At 62.3% G+C, this 20,745-nt stretch carries 19 protein-coding genes and 1 pseudogene; 8 read left to right on the top strand and 12 right to left on the bottom strand.

What is annotated here, in order from left to right:
• The 3 genes from ABRP28_RS20495 to ABRP28_RS20485 all read left to right on the top strand — a co-directional run bounded on the left by ABRP28_RS20495 (window position 1) and on the right by ABRP28_RS20485 (window position 4,274).
• A complete protein-coding gene (locus ABRP28_RS20495) occupies window positions 1-1,998 on the top strand; it encodes a hydantoinase B/oxoprolinase family protein (protein WP_350005500.1) in 1,998 nt (665 codons plus the stop codon).
• A 274-nt stretch (window positions 1,999-2,272) separates the two neighbouring features.
• A complete protein-coding gene (locus ABRP28_RS20490) occupies window positions 2,273-3,043 on the top strand; it encodes an SDR family NAD(P)-dependent oxidoreductase (RefSeq protein WP_374153019.1) in 771 nt (256 codons plus the stop codon).
• Window positions 3,044-4,046: 1,003 nt separating this feature from the next.
• Window positions 4,047-4,274 carry a hypothetical protein gene (locus ABRP28_RS20485; protein WP_350005496.1) on the top strand — a complete coding sequence of 76 codons (228 nt, stop codon included), beginning with the start codon at window positions 4,047-4,049 and terminating at the stop codon, window positions 4,272-4,274.
• Between the two features lie 1,297 nt (window positions 4,275-5,571).
• Here the strand turns inward: ABRP28_RS20485 and ABRP28_RS20480 are convergent.
• The 7 genes and pseudogenes from ABRP28_RS20480 to ABRP28_RS20450 form a co-directional block, all read right to left on the bottom strand.
• Window positions 5,572-6,282, bottom strand: a complete 711-nt coding sequence (locus ABRP28_RS20480) for an ABC transporter ATP-binding protein (protein WP_350005494.1) — start codon at window positions 6,280-6,282, stop codon at window positions 5,572-5,574.
• Entirely contained in the window at window positions 6,279-7,067 is a 789-nt protein-coding gene (locus ABRP28_RS20475; protein ID WP_350005492.1) for an ABC transporter ATP-binding protein, read from the bottom strand. The genes ABRP28_RS20480 and ABRP28_RS20475 overlap by 4 nt, the downstream gene beginning before the upstream one ends.
• A pseudogene (locus tag ABRP28_RS20470) lies at window positions 7,064-7,918 on the bottom strand (branched-chain amino acid ABC transporter permease); the annotation flags it as partial. The pseudogene ABRP28_RS20470 and the gene ABRP28_RS20475, both read right to left, overlap by 4 nt.
• Window positions 7,919-8,283: 365 nt before the next feature.
• Window positions 8,284-9,333 (bottom strand): PDDEXK nuclease domain-containing protein, encoded by a 1,050-nt coding sequence (locus tag ABRP28_RS20465; RefSeq protein ID WP_350005490.1) that lies wholly within the window; start codon window positions 9,331-9,333, stop codon window positions 8,284-8,286.
• A 333-nt stretch (window positions 9,334-9,666) separates the two neighbouring features.
• Entirely contained in the window at window positions 9,667-11,256 is a 1,590-nt protein-coding gene (locus ABRP28_RS20460) for a hypothetical protein (RefSeq protein ID WP_350005489.1), read from the bottom strand.
• 30 nt (window positions 11,257-11,286) lie between these two features.
• On the bottom strand, window positions 11,287-12,924 hold the full coding sequence (locus tag ABRP28_RS20455) for a relaxase/mobilization nuclease domain-containing protein (RefSeq protein WP_350005487.1): 1,638 nt from the start codon (window positions 12,922-12,924) through the stop codon (window positions 11,287-11,289).
• A gap of 4 nt (window positions 12,925-12,928) precedes the next feature.
• Window positions 12,929-13,321: a MobC family plasmid mobilization relaxosome protein gene (locus ABRP28_RS20450; RefSeq protein ID WP_350005485.1), complete on the bottom strand. Its 393-nt coding sequence runs from the start codon at window positions 13,319-13,321 to the stop codon at window positions 12,929-12,931.
• A 288-nt stretch (window positions 13,322-13,609) separates the two neighbouring features.
• Here ABRP28_RS20450 and ABRP28_RS20445 point away from each other — a divergent pair, with 288 nt between their 5' ends.
• From ABRP28_RS20445 to ABRP28_RS20435, 3 genes are all read left to right on the top strand, one after another.
• Entirely contained in the window at window positions 13,610-14,833 is a 1,224-nt protein-coding gene (locus ABRP28_RS20445) for a hypothetical protein (protein WP_374153018.1), read from the top strand.
• 33 nt (window positions 14,834-14,866) lie between these two features.
• Window positions 14,867-15,190, top strand: coding sequence for a hypothetical protein (locus ABRP28_RS20440; protein ID WP_350005481.1), 324 nt, complete (start codon window positions 14,867-14,869; stop codon window positions 15,188-15,190).
• A 657-nt stretch (window positions 15,191-15,847) separates the two neighbouring features.
• Window positions 15,848-16,306, top strand: coding sequence for a hypothetical protein (locus ABRP28_RS20435; protein ID WP_350005479.1), 459 nt, complete (start codon window positions 15,848-15,850; stop codon window positions 16,304-16,306).
• On the opposite strand, the gene ABRP28_RS20430 is transcribed toward ABRP28_RS20435, so the two are convergent.
• The 5 genes from ABRP28_RS20430 to ABRP28_RS20410 form a co-directional block, all read right to left on the bottom strand.
• Entirely contained in the window at window positions 16,307-16,570 is a 264-nt protein-coding gene (locus ABRP28_RS20430) for a helix-turn-helix domain-containing protein (RefSeq protein ID WP_350005477.1), read from the bottom strand. It lies immediately after the preceding gene.
• A gap of 2 nt (window positions 16,571-16,572) precedes the next feature.
• Complete coding sequence (locus ABRP28_RS20425; protein WP_350005475.1) at window positions 16,573-16,842, bottom strand: hypothetical protein; 270 nt, start codon at window positions 16,840-16,842, stop codon at window positions 16,573-16,575.
• Window positions 16,843-16,857: 15 nt separating this feature from the next.
• Window positions 16,858-17,271: a hypothetical protein gene (locus tag ABRP28_RS20420; protein ID WP_350005473.1), complete on the bottom strand. Its 414-nt coding sequence runs from the start codon at window positions 17,269-17,271 to the stop codon at window positions 16,858-16,860.
• Window positions 17,272-17,335: 64 nt separating this feature from the next.
• Entirely contained in the window at window positions 17,336-17,527 is a 192-nt protein-coding gene (locus ABRP28_RS20415; RefSeq protein WP_350005471.1) for a hypothetical protein, read from the bottom strand.
• A gap of 77 nt (window positions 17,528-17,604) precedes the next feature.
• Window positions 17,605-18,090, bottom strand: coding sequence for a single-stranded DNA-binding protein (locus ABRP28_RS20410; RefSeq protein ID WP_350005469.1), 486 nt, complete (start codon window positions 18,088-18,090; stop codon window positions 17,605-17,607).
• A gap of 142 nt (window positions 18,091-18,232) precedes the next feature.
• Here ABRP28_RS20410 and ABRP28_RS20405 point away from each other — a divergent pair, with 142 nt between their 5' ends.
• Together ABRP28_RS20405 and ABRP28_RS20400 are read left to right on the top strand one after the other, a co-directional pair.
• Entirely contained in the window at window positions 18,233-19,318 is a 1,086-nt protein-coding gene (locus tag ABRP28_RS20405; RefSeq protein ID WP_350005467.1) for a tyrosine-type recombinase/integrase, read from the top strand.
• 4 nt (window positions 19,319-19,322) lie between these two features.
• Entirely contained in the window at window positions 19,323-19,637 is a 315-nt protein-coding gene (locus tag ABRP28_RS20400; protein WP_374153017.1) for a helix-turn-helix domain-containing protein, read from the top strand.
• Window positions 19,638-20,745: the final 1,108 nt, after the last annotated feature.

Below are 20,745 nucleotides of genomic sequence, written 5' to 3'. Positions count from 1 at the left end.
ATGCCTATCGTTCCCATTTCCGGGTCTGAAAAGTTCGCGCTTCAGCCCGCCCCGCTTCGCACCGATCAGCGCCGAATCGGCTCACTGTCCCTCCACATCGTCGACGACGCGACCGTGGGTGGCCTGGATCCCCTCACCTACGAAGTCATACGTCACCGTCTGGCGGCCATCACGGAGGAGATGGGCGATGCAATCAAACGGATGAGCGGATCGGTCGTCGTGACCGACTGCAACGACTTCGGGGCCGCCATCATGGATGAAGCCGGAGATACCGTCCAGGTCGGCCTATACAACATGCAGCTGGCCTCCTCACTGGACATGGCGGCGAAGTGGACACTGGAGAACCGCAGCGCCAACCCGGGCATTAACCCCGGCGACATGTTCCTGTGCAATGACCCCTGGGTCGGCGGCGGTCTGCACCAGAACGACGTCACCGTCCTCGCACCGCTCTTCCACGACGGAGAGCTCTTCGGATGGACCGGCGCAGTAGCGCACCAGGTCGACCTCGGCGGCGTCTCTCCGGGCAGCTGGTCGGTCGACGGCATGGACGTGTTCTGGGAATCCTTGCCCACACCGCCGATCAAGATCGTCGAAAACGGCGCCGTCCGCGCCGACGTTGAAGACGTCTACCTGCGCCGCTCCCGTGTCCCCAAACTCGTGGCACTGGATCTGCGCGCCAAGATCGGGGCCAACAACGTCGCCCACGACCGGCTGACCGCGCTTATCAACAAATACGGACGCGACACCGTCAAGGCCGTCATGAAACGCATGATGAATGACTCCGAGTCAAGACTCCGCGCCAAACTCCTGGACCTCCCGGACGGCACCTGGGGTGCCGTGGCCCACCAGGACGGTGGGCGGGCAGGAGACCGGAACGTCTACAAGATCGTCCTGAACATGACCAAGACCGGTGACCGGCTTATCTTTGACTTCACCGGTACCGATCCGCAGGTAGAGGGCATCATCAACTGCACCCTGGCCGGCCTGCGCGGCGGGATCATGCCGATCGTGCTGAGCATGCTCTGCCCTGACATCCCGTGGGCCCCCGGCGGAATCTACCGCACCATCGAGATCATCAGCGAACCCGGCACCATCAATAACTGCACCTTCCCGGCCGGGATCGGCAAGGGCTCGGTCGCCTCCGCCTGGTCGACCCAGAACGCAGTCTCCGAAACGATTGCCAGCATGCTCTCCACCCACCCGGAACATTCCGAGCACCTCATGAGTGTGTGCTGCGGATCCTGGGACCTTACCGTTCTCGCAGGCGTCGACCAGCGCGGCGGCGGATTCGTCACCATGCTTTGCGACGCAATGGCCGGGGGCCTCGGCGCCAAAGTCGACGGCGACGGTGTCGATACCGGCGGTCTGAACTGCATCCCGATGGGCAGGGTCGCGGACGTCGAAATTAACGAATTCAGCTTTCCGATTCTGTACCTGTGGCGCCGCGAAGAAGAAGACTCTGGCGGACCCGGGAAATACCGTGGCGGCGTTGGAGGCTCAAGCTGCTTCATCCCACACGACTCACCGGTCGGTGCGGTCCACATAGTTGTCTCAGCCCCCGGCAAGGCGGTGCCGCAGGCGCCCGGCCTCGCCGGCGGATACCCCGCAGCCACCCAATATGACGTTCTCGTGCGCGGATCCAATGTCCCGGAGCAATTCAAGACCGGTGAAATGCCCTCCTCCCTGGGAGACCTCGGAGGTGAAGGCCACACGGTGCCGCCGCACCTCGAGACCGATCTGGGCGTCGGGGACGTGTACTACACCCACTGGCAGGGCGGTGGCGGCCTCGGCGATCCGCTGCTGCGCGAACCCCAGAACGTGGCATCGGACGTACTCAAGGGCAAGGTCTCACAACCGGCGGCCATGGGCGTTTACGGCGTGGCAGTCGACGAAACCGGCACCGTTGACTTGGACGCCACCACCCGCCAACGGCAAATTCTCCGGCTCGAACGCGCCGGCTTGTCAGAGCACGAAGTAAAGACTGGAGCACCGGCATGAACATCGATACAAACCTGGCAGTGACCGACACCGGCACCGTCGCATGCCGCCACTGCGGGGCCACAGTCGGAGACTCCGTCCAAGCGTCCATGACCCGTGCGATCCGGAACGAACGCCCCTCAATCGCGGCCGGTCCGGGCGTGAGGGCGGACCCGGCACTGTTCACCGACAGACCGATCGTCATCAGGCAGAGCTTTTGCCCCGGCTGCCTCGTGTGCCTCTCCACTGAGATTGTTCCGGCAGACGAAAAGACATACAGGGAATGGGTACTTTCATGAGCTATACAGATTTGGCCGGCAAGGTCGTCGTCGTAACAGGCGCGGCACAAGGCATCGGCCTCGCCTACACGCGCAAGTTAGTGGACGAAGGCGCAACGGTTGTGCTCGCTGACCGTGCGGCAGACAGCGTGGAAAAGGCAGCAGCTGCCCTCAACGAGAACGGCAGCAAGGGAAAAGCAATTGCCTTTGCAACCGACGTCGCCTCAGCCAACAGCTGCGCTGAGCTTGCCGAATCGCTGACGAAGGAATTCGGTCGCGTTGACGGGCTGGTCAACAACGCCGCGATCTTCTCGACCATTACCATGAAGCCGTTCTGGGAAATATCCACAGACGAATGGGACCGGCTCATGGACGTCAATCTCAAGGGCCCCTGGCTGCTGACCAAAGCTCTCCTGCCGCTGCTGCGCGCCTCGGCAGGGGCGAGCATAATCAACATCGGATCCGATGCCGTCGCCATGGGACGACAGGGCTATCTGCATTACGTCGCAAGCAAAGGCGGGGTGGCAGGCATGACATTCTCACTGTCCCATGAGTTGGGCGAATTCGGCATCAGGGTCAACACCTTGTCACCGGGTCCGGTTTACACAGAAGTATCGCGGGACACCGTATCCTCCTCCCAAAAAGAGGCAATGATGGCTCGCCAAGCTCTGCACCGCACAGCCGGTCCCGACGACATGACCAGCCTTGCCGCCTTCCTCCTCTCCGACGAGAGCAGCTACATCACTGGACAAACAATCTCTGTCAATGGCGGGCTGCTTCACAGATAGGAAGTCCTGCGGACCGGGAAGGCGACAACCCAAAAAAATCCGCCGTGGTTCCATGGCAGCTCAGATCATCGTCAACCTTTGGCGCCCGACTGGAAAGGCCGGGCGCCAAGGGCGGTTAACAGGACCTAACAAAATTCCCAGCCCGCTCCGCTGCCGTCCGAGAATCCCGGGGAACCCGGCGAACTGGAGCTAGCTGAAGATAAGCGCACGCGAACACCACTACCGGAAACGACAAGCGCGACAATAAGCGCGGCTGTAGTACTAGGGTGCGTCTCCCAATTGGCGTAGCTGGATCGCACCCGTGGAGCGCACGACATGCCCGTTTGTGACGGCGAGATGCTTCCTGGTTCGGACCGCAGATGCTGGTCCGAGTCGACCGATGGGTGGGAATTCCCGGGGAATAAGCCGCAGGCACGAGCAAAACATTGAATTGCGATACGAAAGGCAACTCCATGGGAGACCATGCAGATTGGTGTTAGCGGCCATGAAAAACTACCCACATGCGGCCAGTTCGGTGCACGGTGGCGGCCACGCGGTTTGCCCGGTCATGGACATCAAAGATGCCCGCAGACGGCCAGCCAAAACACACTCTGTGAGGGTCGGAAACCCCGCGAACACTCGGCGCCGCCACCATCGTCCGACAACTTCGAGCGAGTACTCGAGGTGGGAGAGCGCGCAGGCCTAAGTTGCGTCTCCCAATTGGCGTGGCTGGAGCGCACCCTCGGAGCGCGCGCGGGCAATAGGCCGCAGGCACAAGCAAGACAATGAATTGCGATACGAAAGGCAGATCCATGGGAGACCATTCAGATTGGAAGGATTTAGCCGGCAGGCAGGTCCAGGTTCAGAAAGAAGGCCGGACTATCCGGACCGGGTATGTCAAGGACGTAGCCGTTACTGCGGACGCTCTCTGGCTGGAAGCCTGCGGCGCCGAACCTCGAACCCTGTATGAAAAAGCGCAGGGCTATACCGCCCTACCCGTCCGACCCAGCGAAGTGAGCAAGTCATGAACATGCAGGATGTGGAACCCATCGAAATCAAGGTCCGCGACCGGGCCTCCATGGACCGCTGCATCGCTGCGGCGGTCGACCGGATGATCGAGAGCGCCAGGCGGCAACGGACGCACGGCATCCTCGTGACCCGGCTCGAAGACGGGCACTTCGTCGTCGGCCTCAGCAATGAAGTCCCCTTTGGCTACACGGTTCAGCTCGATTCCCGACGCCAAACCGCCTGACGGTCTGCGGAGACTGTTCCCGCCCTTCCGTCCGGTCGGGCCCAATGATCCCCGGGAGACGCCCTGGGGCCCATCCCGTTCGTTAACGCGGCTCCACTGGTGTGTAGGCACGGTGCTTCTCCGGCCGAGCCGCAGATTATGGCGCCTGGCTCAAGAGCGTCCTGCCCACAGGCGGCCAATACGACGGTCTATTGGTGACCGCCGGCGGGCAGTCGAGGTGGCCATCGGCGGGCAGGCCTCTGGCCGCCCGTGGGCAATTCCTAATGGCCGCTGACAGATTGGAAGGATTTAGCCGGCAGGCAGGTCCAGGTTCAGAAAGAAGGCCGAACCATCCGGACCGGATATGTCAAGGACATGGCCGTTACTGCGGACGCTCTCTGGCTGGAAGCCTATGGCGTCGAACCTCGAACCCTGTATGAAAAAGCGCAGGACTATACCGCCCTACCTATCCGTCCCAGCAAGGTGAGCAAGTCATGAAGATCCAGGATGCGGAACGCATCGAAATCAAGGTCCGCGACAGGCCTCCATGGACCCCTGCATCCCTGATACAGTCCCCTACCGCCCCGTGACCATTCGGCGATGAGCCGCGCCCGGAAGGCTTCTTCGCGGGCTCCCGGGTGCTGTTCCCGCAATGCTTCCATAGTGAGGGCTGCGCCTTGATGGTCTGTGTCGGGGCGCTGGCTTCAACGACTTTGATCACCGCTGCGGCAAGGCCGCGGACGCGTCGCAGGTCGTCGGTGGCTTTGTGGATGTCGTGGATGGCCCGCGCTGTCTGGGCGAGCTGCCGGAACATCAGGGCGTAGGCTGCCCGTTCACTCTTTGAGCTGGCAGCCGGCAGGATCATTGTCGCGCCCCGTGCAGACGGGAGCGCGACCGCCGGCCGCCCCGGGCAGCGGCGAAGCTGGGCTGATTTGGACAGCTCACGTGCGGCGTCATCCAGCGGCCCCGGGGTCTGTTCGATGCGCCTGGACCACACACCAAATGCGGCTGCCCTGCGCGCCCAGGCGGCGTGATCACTGTGCGGAGTGGTGGCCAGTTTCTCGCGAAGAGCACTGACGTCGTGAGGTCTATGTTTCGGAAAATGAGTCGAACTCTCGGGGAGGGCTCTAATGAGACACGAGGCTTAGTTCTTCAGCACCTGCACGTTCTCTTGCGGCTTCATTCGCCGGTGCAACTCAACTCACGCACATCCGCGAATCAATCTTTGGAAGCAATCTCCGAGCTCGTGGCCGAACGCCTCGCCTCGATTCGACCGAGGGATCGAATAGTGGACCAAATCCCACGGTTCCGACGCTTCTCAGCCCACCCCCAGAAGATTCTGTGCAAGTCGTTCGTCCCTCCGAAAATCCGCCACGCTACTCCGGTGGACGATCTCTCCCTTGCGCATGATTGCAATGTCTTCGGAGACAGCAAAGGCAAGTCGGAGATCCTGTTCCACGATCAGAATGGCCATTCCGGAGCTGGCCAAGTCGACAATAATCTGCCCGACCTGTTCGACAACCGTGGGAGCCAGCCCGTCGGAAGGCTCATCGAGCAGCATTAGTCGAGGAGAACCCAGCAGCGCTCGACCGATGGCGAGCATCTGCTGCTCGCCACCAGATAGCTGTGAGCCGAGGTTCGTCCGGCGCTCCCGAAGGCGTGGCATGAGATCATAGACCCGCTCAATCGACCAATCCCCCGAGCGCTTGCGCAGCGCTATCTCCAAGTTTTCCTCCACGGTCAATGGTGCGAAGACGCGCCGCCCTTGTGGAACTATCCCCACACCGGCCCGTGAGACCACGTTTGGAGCCTTGGCGGTTACGTCTTTGCCATTTACCCGAACGTGGCCACCCGAGGCACTTACCATCCCCATAATTGTTTCCAAGAGGGTGGTCTTGCCTGCTCCATTGCGACCCAGAATGGCCACAGCATCGCCCGCATTCACCGTTAGAGAGATCCCATCGAGTACCCGACTGCCCGCATAACCGGACACCAAGTCCTTGACCTCCAGCAGCGGCCCGCCATTCATGAGGCCGCTCCGAACAGGGCGGTTCTGCTGTTTCGACCAAGATAGGCTTCCTGCACGCCGTCATCTGCGCGCACTTGCTCCGGTGTTCCATCTGCGATGAGCCGTCCGGCTGCGAGCACGCTGACGCGTTCAGCCAGACGAAAGACGATGTCCAAGTCATGTTCAACGACAACCACAGTGACCTCTCTAGGCAATGACTCCACGATCTCAGCGAAACGGTTAGTCTCCGCCACCGACATTCCTGCTGTTGGCTCATCAAAAAGGACCATCCGGGGGTTGCAAGCGAGCACCATGGCCACCTCAACTTGACGTCGTTCACCGTGGGACAACACGCCACATAGCGAAGCAGACCGATATGCCAGCCCCACAGTCTCCAAATGCGTCATAGCAGCCTCAGTGACAGCAAGATCCGCAAATGGGTTGGGCCAGGGGCGCCGGGGCTGGCCAGTCGCCCGTTCCACCGCGAGGCGCACGTTATCCAGAACACTCATGGCTAAAAAGAGGCTGGAATGTTGAAACGTGCGCAGCAGACCGGCCCGTGCCCGACCCGCCTCCCGCAGCCCAGTGACGTCTTGGCCGTTGAAAAAAACCTTCCCGCTCGTGGGACGAAGACGGCCAGCAATGACACCAAAGAGCGTAGATTTACCCGCGCCGTTGGGCCCGATAAGCGCGTGGCGCGCACCTGGGTAAACACGTAACGTGACCGCATCGACGGCCGTGAGGGATCCGAAGCTGAGCGTAAGATCCCGAATATCGAGTATGGCGCTGTCTGAAGTACTCGTCATGACCGATCTCCCTTTCTTTGCAGTCTGCGCAACCTGATGCCAGCGAAGCCCTTTGGCAACAAGTACACGGCGACGACAAAGATAATCCCGAGCAGAAGTGTGCCCCGGCCCTCAAGATATCCGCCCAGCCAGTCACGCACGAAAATGACAAGGCATGCGCCTATCACCGGTCCCCAGAGGCTCCCGGCTCCACCGAGCACGACACAGAGAAGCGCCAAGGCAGCAATTTCGAAACCCATGTCGTCCGGAGACATGAAATTTGTCTGGGCGACCCATGCTGTCCCGGCGGCGCCCGCAACACCACCCGCAATGGTGTAACCGAGCAGCTTGACAGGGTAAGAGGTCTGACCCAACGCGCCTAACCGGAGTTCCCCGTCCCGCACTCCACGCATCGATCGACCCAGAGGCGAGCGGCTGACGACTGTGGCGACGCAGTAACCGACGAGAAAGACTGCCAAAATCCACCAGTAGACGTGACCAGGTAAGGCCAGCGGCGCCCCACCGGGGAGTACGCTGATCGGAGGGATACCAGCCAGGCCGTTGCTCGCGCCGACCACATCGAGGGATTCAGCACCGATGTGGGCGACCTCGCCGATAGCTAGGGTGATCATAAGAAACACCGTGCCCGCAGTACGCACCGCGACGGCACCCGTCAGTAGCGCCAATACGACTCCGGTCGCAGCGCCCACACTTAGCTGAACCAGGCCGCTGTCTGAGACATAAATGCCAACTAGGCCGGCTGTATAAGCGCCAGCCCCAAAGTAGGCCACTTGACCAAGCGAAGCCATACCCATTATCCCGGTGAGCAAGTCGACGCTGACCACGAGCAAACCAAAGGCCAGTGCGCGTCCGGCGAGGCTGAGTGGATATGGCTAGAGCAAGAAAAGGATTCTTACCGCCGTTACGTACAGGGCAAAACGAACCCCAGATAAGAATTCGGAATAACAGCGAGGCGCTGTTCAAGACCCTGAAATACGGTCCGGAATTCCCCGAATGCTTCGCCTCAGTCCACGATGCTCCCGCCGCCTACTTCTGCCAGCATTGGGCACACCCCAACCGGACGTCAGATTGATCCTGGCAGGGCCGTCAGGATAGGGGCCAAACGGACGATTCCGCACACGCAGGCGAGAGGGTCTTAGGTTTCAACCGGACACCCTTACCCTGCGGTTTGACCGCTCAGGAACACCAGAAAATATCAGGCCGACGCGGCTGAAGGTCACTCGCCGTCGGGTGACTCTTCGCTGGCACGTTGATCGAGCGCGGCCGTGATTGCTTCTGGTGAGGGGAGCGCTTCTCGTTCCTCCGGGGGCAGGGTGTCATAGGTATATGAGGCGACGGCGATGGGCTGTGAGGATCCGTCCAGCGCGTAGCGGACTGTGGGCTCGTGTTTGGATCCACAGACCAGGATGCCTACGGTGGGTGCCATCCCGGGGAACTTCACGAGGTCGTTGACGGCCGATACGTAGAAGTTGAGTTGACCCAAATGTTCCGGCTTGAATTTGCCGGCCTTCAGTTCAACGACGACGAACCTGTTGCTGGGTACGTGCACCAGGAGGAGGTCGATGTAGAAGCCTTCGCCTACATCGAGGTGGTACTGCCGACCATAGAAGGCAAAGCCCTTACCAAACTCTGCCAGTGTTTGGGACATGCGCAGCGTCATGGCTTCCTCGATGGCGAGTTCCTCGGCCTCTTCTGTGAGCCCTAAGAAGTCGAGCACCAGTGGGTCCTTGGCCACTTCCCGCGCCAAGGCGGTTCCCTCACCTGGCAGTCTCGCCTCGAGGTTGTTCAGTGCTGCACCTGTGCGGTGGTGGAGTTTGGTAAGAATCTGGTGTTCCAAAACGGCTACCGACCAGCCGTGCTCCACAGCTTTAGAGGCGTACCATCGTCGGAGTTCGTGCTCCGGGAGCTTGTTCAGGAGTGCAACGTTGTGGCTCCAGCTCAATTGTCCAGACGGTGTCTGGACAATTGGTTCCGGGCCGTTCCAAGCCGCGGCGAAGGCACGCATGTTGTAAACGTTGGTGCGGGAAAAACCCTTCATGTGGGGAAACTCGGCCCGCAGGTCGCGCGCGAGCCGTTCGAGGACCTTGCTCCCCCACGGCTCGTTCTGCTGTCTGTCCAGAATTGTGCGTCCGATGTTCCAGTAGAGCTCAATCATGGCTGCGTTGACCACGCGTTGAGCCCGGTGTTGAGCTTCCCGTACGAGGCTTTTCAAGGCCGCCAATGCGGCCGCGTAATCTCCGGGAAGTTCGGGGTCGAGCTGCGTCATGGCTTCCACAGTAGCCGGAGGTTCCGACCGCCTCCCTTAATTGTCCAGACACCGTCTGGACAATTAAGGGAGCTGGCTTACCCGTGCGTTATCGGGCCTTAGGTCATCACGCTAAAGTCCGCAGTATGTGCCAGAGCCTGTCCTCGGTACCGGATTTGGGTCCAGACTCTCGCGTCATATGATTTCCTTCATAAGAAGCAGTGCCAAGCGTCGCTGCAGAACGGCTTCTTGCCCTGCTGGTGCCCGCGCAGGTCTCACGCCCCGTCGCCGCCGGGACCCTAAACCAAACAGCCGTAAATGGTTACAGGGTGTCCGTGATCCTCTTTTCCTTTGCTATCGGCTCAACCCGTTCTTGCCCCGTTCTGCCCCTACCGTGGCGCCTCGGCGGGACTTTCTCGCTTTGGTTGCGCCCTTGCCCGGGGTTACCGCTGAGCTGGGGTGTGTGCCCTCGCTGCGGGCTGCGGCAAGGCGCCCGCGGATCTGGGTTTCATTCGCTCCGGTGTTTTCCAGGGAGTCGGCGAATTTTTCGTGGTGCTCAGCGGAGCCGTAGCCGGCCTCCGGCGCGGTTTCCGCCTTGAGGCCTTGGTCTTTGAGCCGGTTGTTGTTGCCGGTGACGCGGTTCTCGATGTCGCGGCCGAGGCCCTCGAGGCGGGTGAAGAGTTCCTTTTCGGCTTGTTCGTATCGTTGTTCCGGTGCGGAGAACGTGGTGCCTTTGAAGCCGCCCTCGGCCAGGAGCCTGGCTTCGTGCATCTCCTTGGCAGCTTGCACGAACGCGGGATCCTTGAAGTGGGCGTCCCGCACGCCGTTGACGTTCGCGGTGGTCTCGTGGCGCAGTTGGTCGATGTCGGGGCCGTTGATACCGTCCTTGCCGATAAGGAACATGCGCTCCTGGATTTCAGCGTCGGCTGCTGTCACAGCTGCAGGGGTTTTCGCGTTGTGGGCTTTCTGCAGAGCCTTTGCCAGCTCGTGGTTGGCGAGGTACTCCTCCGGGACGTGGTGGCGCTCCATTTCAGGTGCCAGTGTCTTGGCCTGGGTGCGGAGTTCTTCTGCGCGGGCAGCTGCGAGCAACTGCATGGCCTTTTCATGTTCGATGGCTGCCTTGCGCGTGTCTTCCTGGGCGACGGCGTTGTGCCAGCGCTGGATCAGATTCCTCTCGTCGCGGTGCTCATCGGCGACGGAATCCGCAAAGCCGTGGCGCCTTTTCCAGTCATCAAAGAAATCCGGGTCGTGTTCTGCGGCCCATGCGCGGGCCTGGGCCAGCTGCACCTGATGGTCGTCCTGGGCTTGTGCCGGGACCTGGTCAGCATTGGCTGGCCGGGCGGCTTCGCCGGTGGCCGTTTGCCAGTGGCGGATCAGCTCCGATTCAGCGGAGCGCTCAGCGTCCACGGTGTCGGTGAAGTTTTTGCGCCGCTGCCAGTCTGCAAAGAATTCTGGTTGGTGTTTAGCGGCCCAGGCGGTGGCCTGTGCGAGCTGGCCTTGGTGGTCGTCGTTGCCTTGGTTCCGCGGTCCAGTTGAGGTGGCTTGGATCCTCGTTTCGAGGGAGATCGTGTCCGGCCCGACGTCGTGGGTGTCGATGCCGTACCGGGCAAGGACTTCCTGCCGGATCTTTTCGGATGCGTGCAGGGCGGTGGGATCCTGGTCTTTCCAACCTTCCGCGACGGCATGGGCCGTCGCGATGTCTGCCGGCTGGGCCTTGTCCCACCATTGATCATTGTGCACGGGGGCGAGTGCGGCGTGGGCGGCGGTGCGTTCGGCGGCGACGCGCGCACGGGCTTCGTGCGCCACTTGGATGTCCTGGTGTTCCTGCTGCCGCTGGGCCTCTTGCCGGCGGCGGGCGAGCGTCTCAGCGATGCGGGATGCGACCATCAGGGATTGCCGTATTCCGTTGTCGAGAATGTCGTCGATGCCATCTGATTCACTCATGGTGTTCCCCTTGCACTGGTGGTGTGATTCTTATCGGTCGAGTCCCGGCCCGGAGTCGCGTCGGCTGGGTTGGTAGGTCTTCGCGGGTATGGCCGGTGTGGGTGTCGTTGGCAGCACAGATCCTGGGCGGATGGGGGCCAAGCCGCGGCGTCCAATATCAACTGCCCTGGACGGCGCTGACTCTCGGGCCGGCTGCTGTTCTGCTCCCACCGGTATGGCTTTGGGCATGGTCGCGGTGAACGGGGCCAGCTGGTTCTCGACCACTGAACGGATGCGTTGGGCTTCCCGGGTCCGGCCTGACTGGGCATGCATTTCATAGACCGCGAAGGCGGTGTTAATCAGCTGCACCATGAGCGCGGTCTGCGCTGCCGTCTTGTTCTTGCTCGATACGGCCATGAACAACATCGCCGTGCCGGCAATGGAGGGAAGTGCGACAGGCTTGCCGTGCTGCCGGGGTGCACGAAGCTGCGCGGTGCGGGACAGTTCCGCGGCCGTGGCGGCCAGTGGTCCGGGGGTTTGTTCGAGCCGGTAGGACCATGCCGCGAACGCGCCCGAAACGTCCCTGGCCGCTTTGGCCCACGTCGCGTGATCGTCCCGTGGGATGCTTCGCAGCTGGTCTGCCAGTTCGGTGGCGTTGCGGGTGTAGTCAACCCACAACTGGGGATCCGGGGTGCCCCTCTCCGGGCCGCGGGGGTTGGCCTTCCGTTTGTTCCGTGCGGCGGCGTTCCATTCGGCGGCAGCTTCTGTCGCAGCCTGCGGGGTGTCGGGCCATTCCTGCCGCAACGCACCGAGGCGCAGGTCGGTGGCGAGGGTGCCGCCGCCGAACCAGATAGGCCTCTCCCCCGGCTTCGGCCGTTCGGCCACTGAGTAGCCGACGATGACATCTGTAGTGTTCTTCGCGTACCGCGGCCGGACCAGCAGTCCCGTGTCCCGGGCGCGGCGGACGAACTCCGCTTCGTTTTCGGATGCGGTGGCGCTGGCGCGCACCTTGCGGGCCAGGGATGCGCGGTGCATTTCGCGTTCGTCCCGGACAGCAGTGGCCTTCTCTGCCCGGTCGTAGCCCCGCGTGGCGTGCACGCTGGAGAGCTCTTCGAGCCCGTACTTGGTTTCCAGTTCGCGGCAGGTCTGTTGTGCGCGTTTGTAGTCGCCGTGCGTGGAGGCTTTGGTGCCGTCTTCGCGGACGAGGGACACGGCGATGTGGATGTGGTGGTTGCCGTTCTCACTCGTTCCGTGGTTGATCGCTACCCACCGGCACTGGGCTTTTCCGATGGCCTCGGTGAAGCCCATGGCGTCGACAAAGTCGTTCGCGATGTCGCCCCACTGCTGATCCGTCAGTGCACCTTCCTCGGCGCGGAGGCTTAGGGAGCAGTGCCACACATCGGCGTGCTTGTGTCCGTTCGGTACGCGTTCCTTCTTGACCGGGTCCCAGCGGAAATCCTTCTGCAATACCTCGACACCGAAGGCCTTGCGCGGCTGGTCCAAATGCTTCGCGATCGCGACCGCGTCGGCCCTGTCCAGGACGCCGTCGTCGTACCAGGCCATGATGGCCGCGTCGCCGGCCACCAGATGTGGGTCGGTGTGCGCGTTCTTCGTCTTATCCGCATCGGTGGAGGCCAGGTACAGCATGAGCCCGGACATCCGTGAGCCGCGGGTGATGTTCGGAATCATCGGCCTACATCAGCCCCTCGATCGTCCGGTCAATCCGCATCGCAACCTCGCGCACATACGCCAGCGCCGCCTTGGCGTCCTGCGGGAACTCATCGCCCGCGTTGGCGTGCCGCGCGATCTGGTTCACGTTGTTCGACACCCGCGCCAGCAACGTATGGATCGCCATCAGCTCGGCCATCGCAGCCCTGCGCTCCGTTGGAGCCTCGGAGGCTTCCGACAGCGCAGCAGTCAGCAGCAGGTTCGGGACCGTGACCTTCTGCCGGGCAGCCTTCGCGACCAAGGCCGCTTCCTCCTCCGCCGTCACCCAGACATCGCGGCGCTTCTTCGTCCCCGCCGGGGCATTCGCCCGCCGCCGCTTGGAAAGCTTGGAGCGCGGCTTCTCATTCTCGGCAGACACACACTCCCCCAATTCCCTCAACGGCCCAGCACTTCAAAAGCCCAGCGCAGCGACCCCAAAACCGGGGACCACACAAGCCAGTGTGCCAAGCAAACAGCCGCAGGGCTGTGAGCGACACGCCATTTACGCCCGTGTAAATGTATAGCTTGCTCCGCCGCTGTTGCGGTTCCCGCCCTTCACGCCAATGCGCGTGGTTGGCGGTGGCCATCGGCCGCGTGTCGCACCCCGGACGCGCGGCCCTGAGTCAATAGACTCGAACCCGATGCGACATTCACGAAGGGGGACGTAATGAGGCAGGACTACATTCAGGACATGAACGACCCGCGTCAACGCCGGCAGTACGCCGAAGCCGACGCCGACCCCACCAACCGGTGGTGGTCCAAAAGAACACGCTGCTTTGAACACAGCGCAGACGTGGCCAGAGCATGGGAAAACTTGGCGCTGGCCATCAACGACGGGCAGCTCGACAGCGACCCGTTCATCACCAACATTGCTATTTCCGACCACATCAACAAGACAATTCCCGCACTCACCGACCAATACGGCTCCCACTGCATCGTCGTGAACCCGCGGGAAGTGGAATTCGGGCCAGACTGGTCCGCCGACGACATCGCAAACATGGTCGCCCGAGACTTCCTTCCGGACGCGGAACTCATCGCAGCTCTTGACGCAGCCCGAACCGATCAGAACACCTTGGGCGCCATCACCACCGCTGCCAAGGCCCGCGCGGAAAAGGAGCGGATCGCAGACGAACTAGCAGCAGTCGACAGTTACGACGGCCCCTACGCAGACGACGAACTTTGGGAACCCGAAGCCGACTACCCGGCGGAACCAGCACCCCGAGTTGAGCTCGCCACCTACCACCAGGCGACCGCCTCACGCCCGAGTCACATCTATATCGAACTCCGCGTCGACCGGGACCTCAACCCTGTCAACCTCGCGCGCCAGCAAGCTGCCGAAGAACGTCTCAGCGGTGGCACCGACCAGGTGTGCGCGAGCATCGACAATGTCGCAACCCGCCACCTGCAGGTAACCGGAACAAGCGCCCGAATCGTCCAGGACGGCCACGCCGTCAACATCGAGGTGAACCTCCCGGCAGACCCGGAAGACAACAGCCACCGCACCGCACCGGACACCGACCGAGATGCCGGACCGCCGCTGACGTCGGACCAGAAATCGATACTTCCCGAACTGACGCGAAGCATCGAAGCGGCCCTCCCTCCGCTTGAACGCCACCACACCCAAACGCTGGCCATGATGGTCGCGGCGGAGATCCCGCCCACGGCCGACGTGATCCGCTCCAGCGACCGGGTAACACTCGCAGAAGTCATCGAGCACCACGAACAAAGGATCGGCAGCGACCAGGCGCCCCTGCCAGCCTCAATAAGACTCGCCGAACTCTCCTTTCCACAACACCCCAGCGCCGCACTCCACAGCAGCGCGGGCGACACCTCCCCCGGACCCGGAGGCGCACCCCACGCATACCTCAGCGCCCCCGACCTCGAACGCTAAAACAGCAACACCACGAAAGGCACACCGAACACCATGGCTTCCATCAACATCGAAGAGACCAAAAACCAGGCACGCGCCCTGCTCAACTCACGCATCAAGTCCGTCGAAGAACTTGTCCAGGCACGCCAGCGCGTGACCGACCTCAAAGACCAGCTCGCCGCCGCTGAACGCGACGACAAACGCGCCTACGTCAAAGCAACCCGCGACGGCTGGAGCCCTGACGAACTCAAAAAGCTCGGCCTCGAACCCGCCGCCGCGGGCCGGCGCCGCAAAGCCCAGGCCAAGACCGCCGGATCCCCCAACGGCATCGCAGCAGACACCGACTCAGCCGACGAGGAAACCGCGCAGGATCATTAAGCCCCTCGCCCACATGGGCACGGCAAAAGCTAAAACCTTCGGGCTTTTCCCGCACACATGTGGACGACGGGACCCACCTGACCGGCTGCACACAAACGCCAGGACACCAAGGTACGAACCTCACCGCCGGGACCGGCGAATGTGCACAGCCTGGGAACACTGGAGTCACCAACGGAGCCCTTTCCCATGGACCACCACCTGCGCCGCCGACCCACCTATCGCAGGGGTCGGGTCTCTCCAGCAGGGACGACACACACCGTCCAGGCGGGGCGGGGTTGGGCAGCGACGGAACCGCAAGCAGTGGCCGGCTTGTAAGGCGCTCGGGGGACCTCCAGCCCGGTAACGGGCGGTGACAACCACAAGCTGCAGGGCGGCGCTCATCACCACCCAGTACCGCAGGCCCGCGTGATCCAAGCAACGGCACCAGCCGCAGCAAAAGGTTTCACAAGAAGCGCGTCTGCCTAAGAAAACTGAGGAAGGCCGGCCACCTGTCATAGGTGCCGGCCTTCCCTATCTCTAAACGCGCGCGGGTTGGTCGTCCGCGGGACCAGGGTGCGCCAAGGCACCGGCAGTTCTGCGGGAGAACTGCGGGCGTGTCCTGGGGAAGGGGCAAGCACAGGGTTAGGCTGGCCGGAACAGGCACGGATTGGGGATTCAGTGAAGCACAAACTCTGGTTAGTTTTTGCGGTGATCCTGGTTCTTACTGCCACTACCTTCTTCGTGGTCCGGTCCGCCGAGGACAAAGTAACCGATCGAATGCTGTCACAGGCAGATCGCTTCGCCATCCCGGCCGACTGGAAACTGACCCGGGAGACTGTCCGGCCGGAGCGGTTCATGTGCATCAGCACGAACCCATGCCCCAGTCTTCACCGGACCTGGGAGACTGGAAAAGAGCTCACGGCGGACGACATCACAGCAGTGTTATCAGGGGTTGACTTCGAGATGAAGGCGGACCGACCGTGCAAGCGGCGATCGAACGACATCGGCAACGCCGCCATCTGCAGCTCAAGGGGGAATGACGGCGAGTTCGAGTATTTCTTCACCGTCTTCAGCCCTGGCCTAGGGGAACCTCAGATCGTCGGCCTAGAAATCAGGCCCCGCTATGTGCCCGACTAGCTACTCCTGAGCCTCGGCCTCAGTCCCATCTTCGAGATCGCCGGCCGCTATGCGCTCAGCGGTACGCCGGTAGGCCTGGTCAATGTAGTCTTCGACGTCCTGTCGGCCAATGCGCCACATGCCCCTTCCACCGACCTGAAAAGCACGCAACTCCCCCGTCCTGATAAGACCTTGAACGAGGCTTTGTCTCACGTTCAACTCGTCGGCGACCTGGGCCAAAGTCAGGAAGCGGGGCTGGTTCATGTCTTCGGTCAACTTTCCCATCGCTAGGTGCCCTCGTTCCGGTGCTGCATCTCATCCATAGTCCGCTGCCCGCGGCGCAGATCCCCGGCCTTCACCGGAGGCCACGGCTTGCCGCCGTTGTACTTGCGCTGCAAGCGCTTCGCCTCACGCATGCTGGCCCGGACAATGAAGTCCGAAACGCTCGCATCACCCTCTTCAGGCTTGCCGGCATTCACGAAAGCGGCACGGACCTCCTCGGCCTGCTCTTCCGTGTAGTAAGGCGTGAACGCCGCAATCTTCTTGGGCTTCGCCATCACCACACCTCGGGGTTACTTGACTGCACGCAGCACCTGCGGCCACGGGTGCAGGCTGTCCAGGTAACCCTTCCCCAACGACATGGAACCGTCCTCGCTGAAGCGGACATCAGAGTGCTGGTGACTGCCGCCGGCGTGTGCAATGGCAGCCAGAACCAGATCAAGGTTTTCCCGGTCAAGACCCGGCACCAGATCACCCAGAACCACAGGGACATCCTCAGCCAACGACGCGGCCAATAGCAGGAACCGACGCTCGCCACCGGAGAGCACGCCCGTCTCATCCGGGATGGCTGCGAAGTCGATCCAGGCACTCACCTGACCGGGTCCTTGCGGCTCTGCACTTGTATGGACCCACGGGTTACCAGGGGCAGCAAACTTCCCCCCAAAGGCCCGGATCAGCAGCTCGGTGGCCGCCTCGATCGTATACATGCCCTTTGCCCAGGCGCGGAGGTTATCTGCATGCGTCATTGTCGTGTCCTTTGCTCGTAGTCTGTCAGCGGCCGGCGCGGTCGAGGGCGGCTTTGGCTTGGGCGATGGCTTGCTTGGCTTCAGTGGCAGCTCTGCCTTGTTCCGCGGTGGGCCCGGTCCCGGGTTGCCAGTCTGAGCGGAGCTCGTCCTCGGCGTCCCCCAGGAGCGCGAAAGCGCGGGCCCGCATTTCTTCAAAGGTGGGCAAGTTCTCGGCCATTCGGGATCCTGTCATTGAAGGGTAAGAGTGAAGCCTGTCGGGGTCAGCGTATCTGCTGACTCCGACAGGTGTACTGGTTAGAACGGGGGTTCGGAGTCCGGGCCGTTGCCCCAGCCGCTGCCTGCGTTGCTGGTTGCGGGGATGGCCCAAGGGTCATCCTGCGGGGCTGACTGCGATGCCTGGTTGCCGTTCCCCTGGCCACCGAAGCCGCCGCCGGCCTGTCCGCCCTGGTTGCTGCGCTGGGTGCGGTTGACCTTGGCGTTCGCATAACGCAGGGACGGGCCGATCTCGTCGACTTCGAGCTCGATCACGGTCCGCTTTTCGCCTTCCTTGGTTTCGTAGGACCGGGACTTCAACCGGCCGCTGACGATCACGCGCATGCCCTTGGTCAGGGACTCGGCCACGTTCTCCGCAGCCTCCCACCACACGGACGCCCGAAGGAAAAGCGTCTCCCCGTCCTTCCACTCGTTGGACTGACGGTCGAAGGTCCTGGGCGTTGAAGCGACGGTGAAGTTCGCTACGGCCGACCCACTTGTCGCAACTGCCGCGGGTTCCCACGGCACCCTCCTACCCGCACCAGCGCTAACGAACTGCAATCCCGGGCCTTCCAACCGAATATGACGAGAATGAAATTTCATCAGGATTCCTGAAGGTTATATGGTTTTCTTGAGTTCTGTTCATCCCTGCTGAAGTGAGGCCACGTTGGTGAAGCTTGCCGTCGTGCGCCCGGCATTGGCCAACCGGTCTTTGTCGCCTCAAGAACTCGACGACTTCGAACAAGAGCTCGTAGACCAATTCGCTCTTGCCGCAGCCGCCTCCGGAATCACTGACGACTACATCACTCAAGAACGTTCGGTGATCTTCGCGTTTCTTCGTTTCCTCGGGAACCACGTTTGGACCGCCGCGCCGGAAGACGTCGACAGGTTTCTGAACCGGGAACGGAAAGTCCGTGGCCTGGCCAAGAGCACGGTCCACTCCAAAGCAGGCACGCTCGCACGCTTCTTTGATTTCCTCTCCGCCCGGTACCAGGGCGAAATTCACAACCTCACCGGCCACGTTGTCGTCCAGCCCGTTGACGAGTTCAACCGGCCAGCGAAGGCGGACTACGGCGGCATGATCCGTGTGCCTCCAAACGGGAACGAGATAGACACCCTCTTTAGAGAATGGCGGGAGGCTCTGCCAGAGTCGCGCAAGTACTTGCCCGCGGCGCGCGACTACCTCGCCGCGTCGCTATGGCGGCGGGTGGGTCTCCGGATCAACGAAACAGTCATGCTCGACATCCGGGACTGGCGGCCTGACCTGGGAGAACAAGGAAAGCTTCACATACGCTTCGGAAAAGGAAGCATGGGACGCGGACCGAAGACGCGCATGGTCCCGGCGATAAACGGGGTTGATGATCTGTTGAATTGGTGGCTGATCGATGTGCGGCACCAGTTCGGCGACGATTGGAGCGACCCGGACGCGCCCCTGCTGCCCAGTGAGCGGCGAGATCCCGAACTGGGACGTAACCGGCGAGCCGGCGATGACGCGCTCCGCTCCGGATTCGCCAAGGCGGTGAATACCTGGTTGCCCGAATGGTCAGGGCGACTGACGCCGCACGGAATGCGCCATTTCTGTGCCTCGGCCATGTACGAGCGGGGACTGGACCTGAAGGCCATCCAGGACCTGCTCGGCCATGAATGGCTGTCCACAACGACACGCTATATCCACGTCCACGACAACCATGTCGAAGCAGCATGGGCCGTGGCAAACGACCGAGTGGCTCAACGATGGGGAACAGGAACGAGGTGAACTGATGCGTTGGAATCTGCGCATGAAAGCCGCCGAACGAGGCGTCTGGAAATCAACAGAACTGCGCCGTCGACTGGCTGATGCCGGCCTGGAAATCAGCGCGGGAAAGATGTCGGCACTCTGGACCGGTAACCCCACATCAATCCGCTTGGATGACCTCGATATCATCTGCCATGTCCTGGACTGCGAGCCGAACGACCTCCTCATTCGTGAACCGGCGGCCGCCGCCGCCCGACGCCCGGTAAAGAGGAACATCGTTGCTGTCGGCAGCACGGTCACGCCCAGACTCGGCCGTAACCGCACCTTGCCGCCGGCGTGAGTGCCCCGCAGATCTGCCCGAAGTGTACCGAAAGGCCGGTGGCAACGGCCCGTCACTCCCGCTGCTACCAGTGCATGGAAGGCGGGCCGTTCACTCCGCCGCCCTGTCGCAAATGCGGCTCGACCACGCTGTATTTTTCGGGCGGCCTCTGCCGACGATGCCACAGGTTTGCACCCCACACGATCGATAGCTGTCTTGACTGCCTGGGGTGGGGCGTCACACGTACAACCGGGTGGCTATGCGAAGGCTGCCGCGGCTGGCGCCGCCGCTTCAACAACGCCGGTCCTTGCCGCTCCTGCGGCGACGATAAGGCTGTAAACCACGACGGGTTTTGCCGTCTGTGCGTCAGGAATGCTGTAGGTGCCCGCCCCCACGGAACCGGACCAAGCGTTCCCGAGATGAACCGCTACGGACAACAGCTGTTCTTCGTCGGCTTCTCCCGGCAGAAACGGCAGCCCGCATGCTCCCGCCCACCAACAGCACGGCTCCCCCAGCAATATCCGGTGGCCCACCGCCAGTTGACACTCGTTGACGTGCCCCGGGAGCTCCGCAGACTGCGGACGGGGTTCGAGCCACAGGATCCCGACTTTGCGGCGTTTCTCGAGGGAGCGGTCCGCGATCACGGGGAGCTACACGGCTGGAGCAAAACCCGGCTCAACGTCACCCGACAAGGTCTCCGCGTGCTCGCCCGAGTTCAGGAAACACCCGGCGCACCAATCAAAGCAAGCCAGGTTGCCGAGCTCGATCCGGTTACCTTCAGCAGGCAGCCCATCCTGGATGTACTGGAGGCGGCAGGACTACTGGAGGATGACCGGGAACCCGCAATCGTGACTTGGTACGCCCAACAGACAGCAGGTCTTCCGACCGCTATGGCAGATGAAGTCAATACCTGGTTCCAAGTCATGCTCAAGGGAAGTACCACCTCCCCACGTTCACGGCCCCGCGTGCATGTGACCATCCGAGTCCGAGTCCGGTCCCTGCTTCCCGTCCTCCGAACCTGGGCCGCCGATGGACGCACATCCCTGCGCGAAATAACTCGGGACGACATCAACCAGGCATTGCCGGCACAAGGCAGCGACCGTGCTTTGACAGGGACTGCTCTCAAATC

The sequence above is a fragment of the Pseudarthrobacter sp. WHRI 8279 genome, assembly GCF_040224115.2.
GTDB lineage: Bacteria > Actinomycetota > Actinomycetes > Actinomycetales > Micrococcaceae > Arthrobacter.
This window is presented reverse-complemented; position numbering and strand designations above follow the sequence as displayed.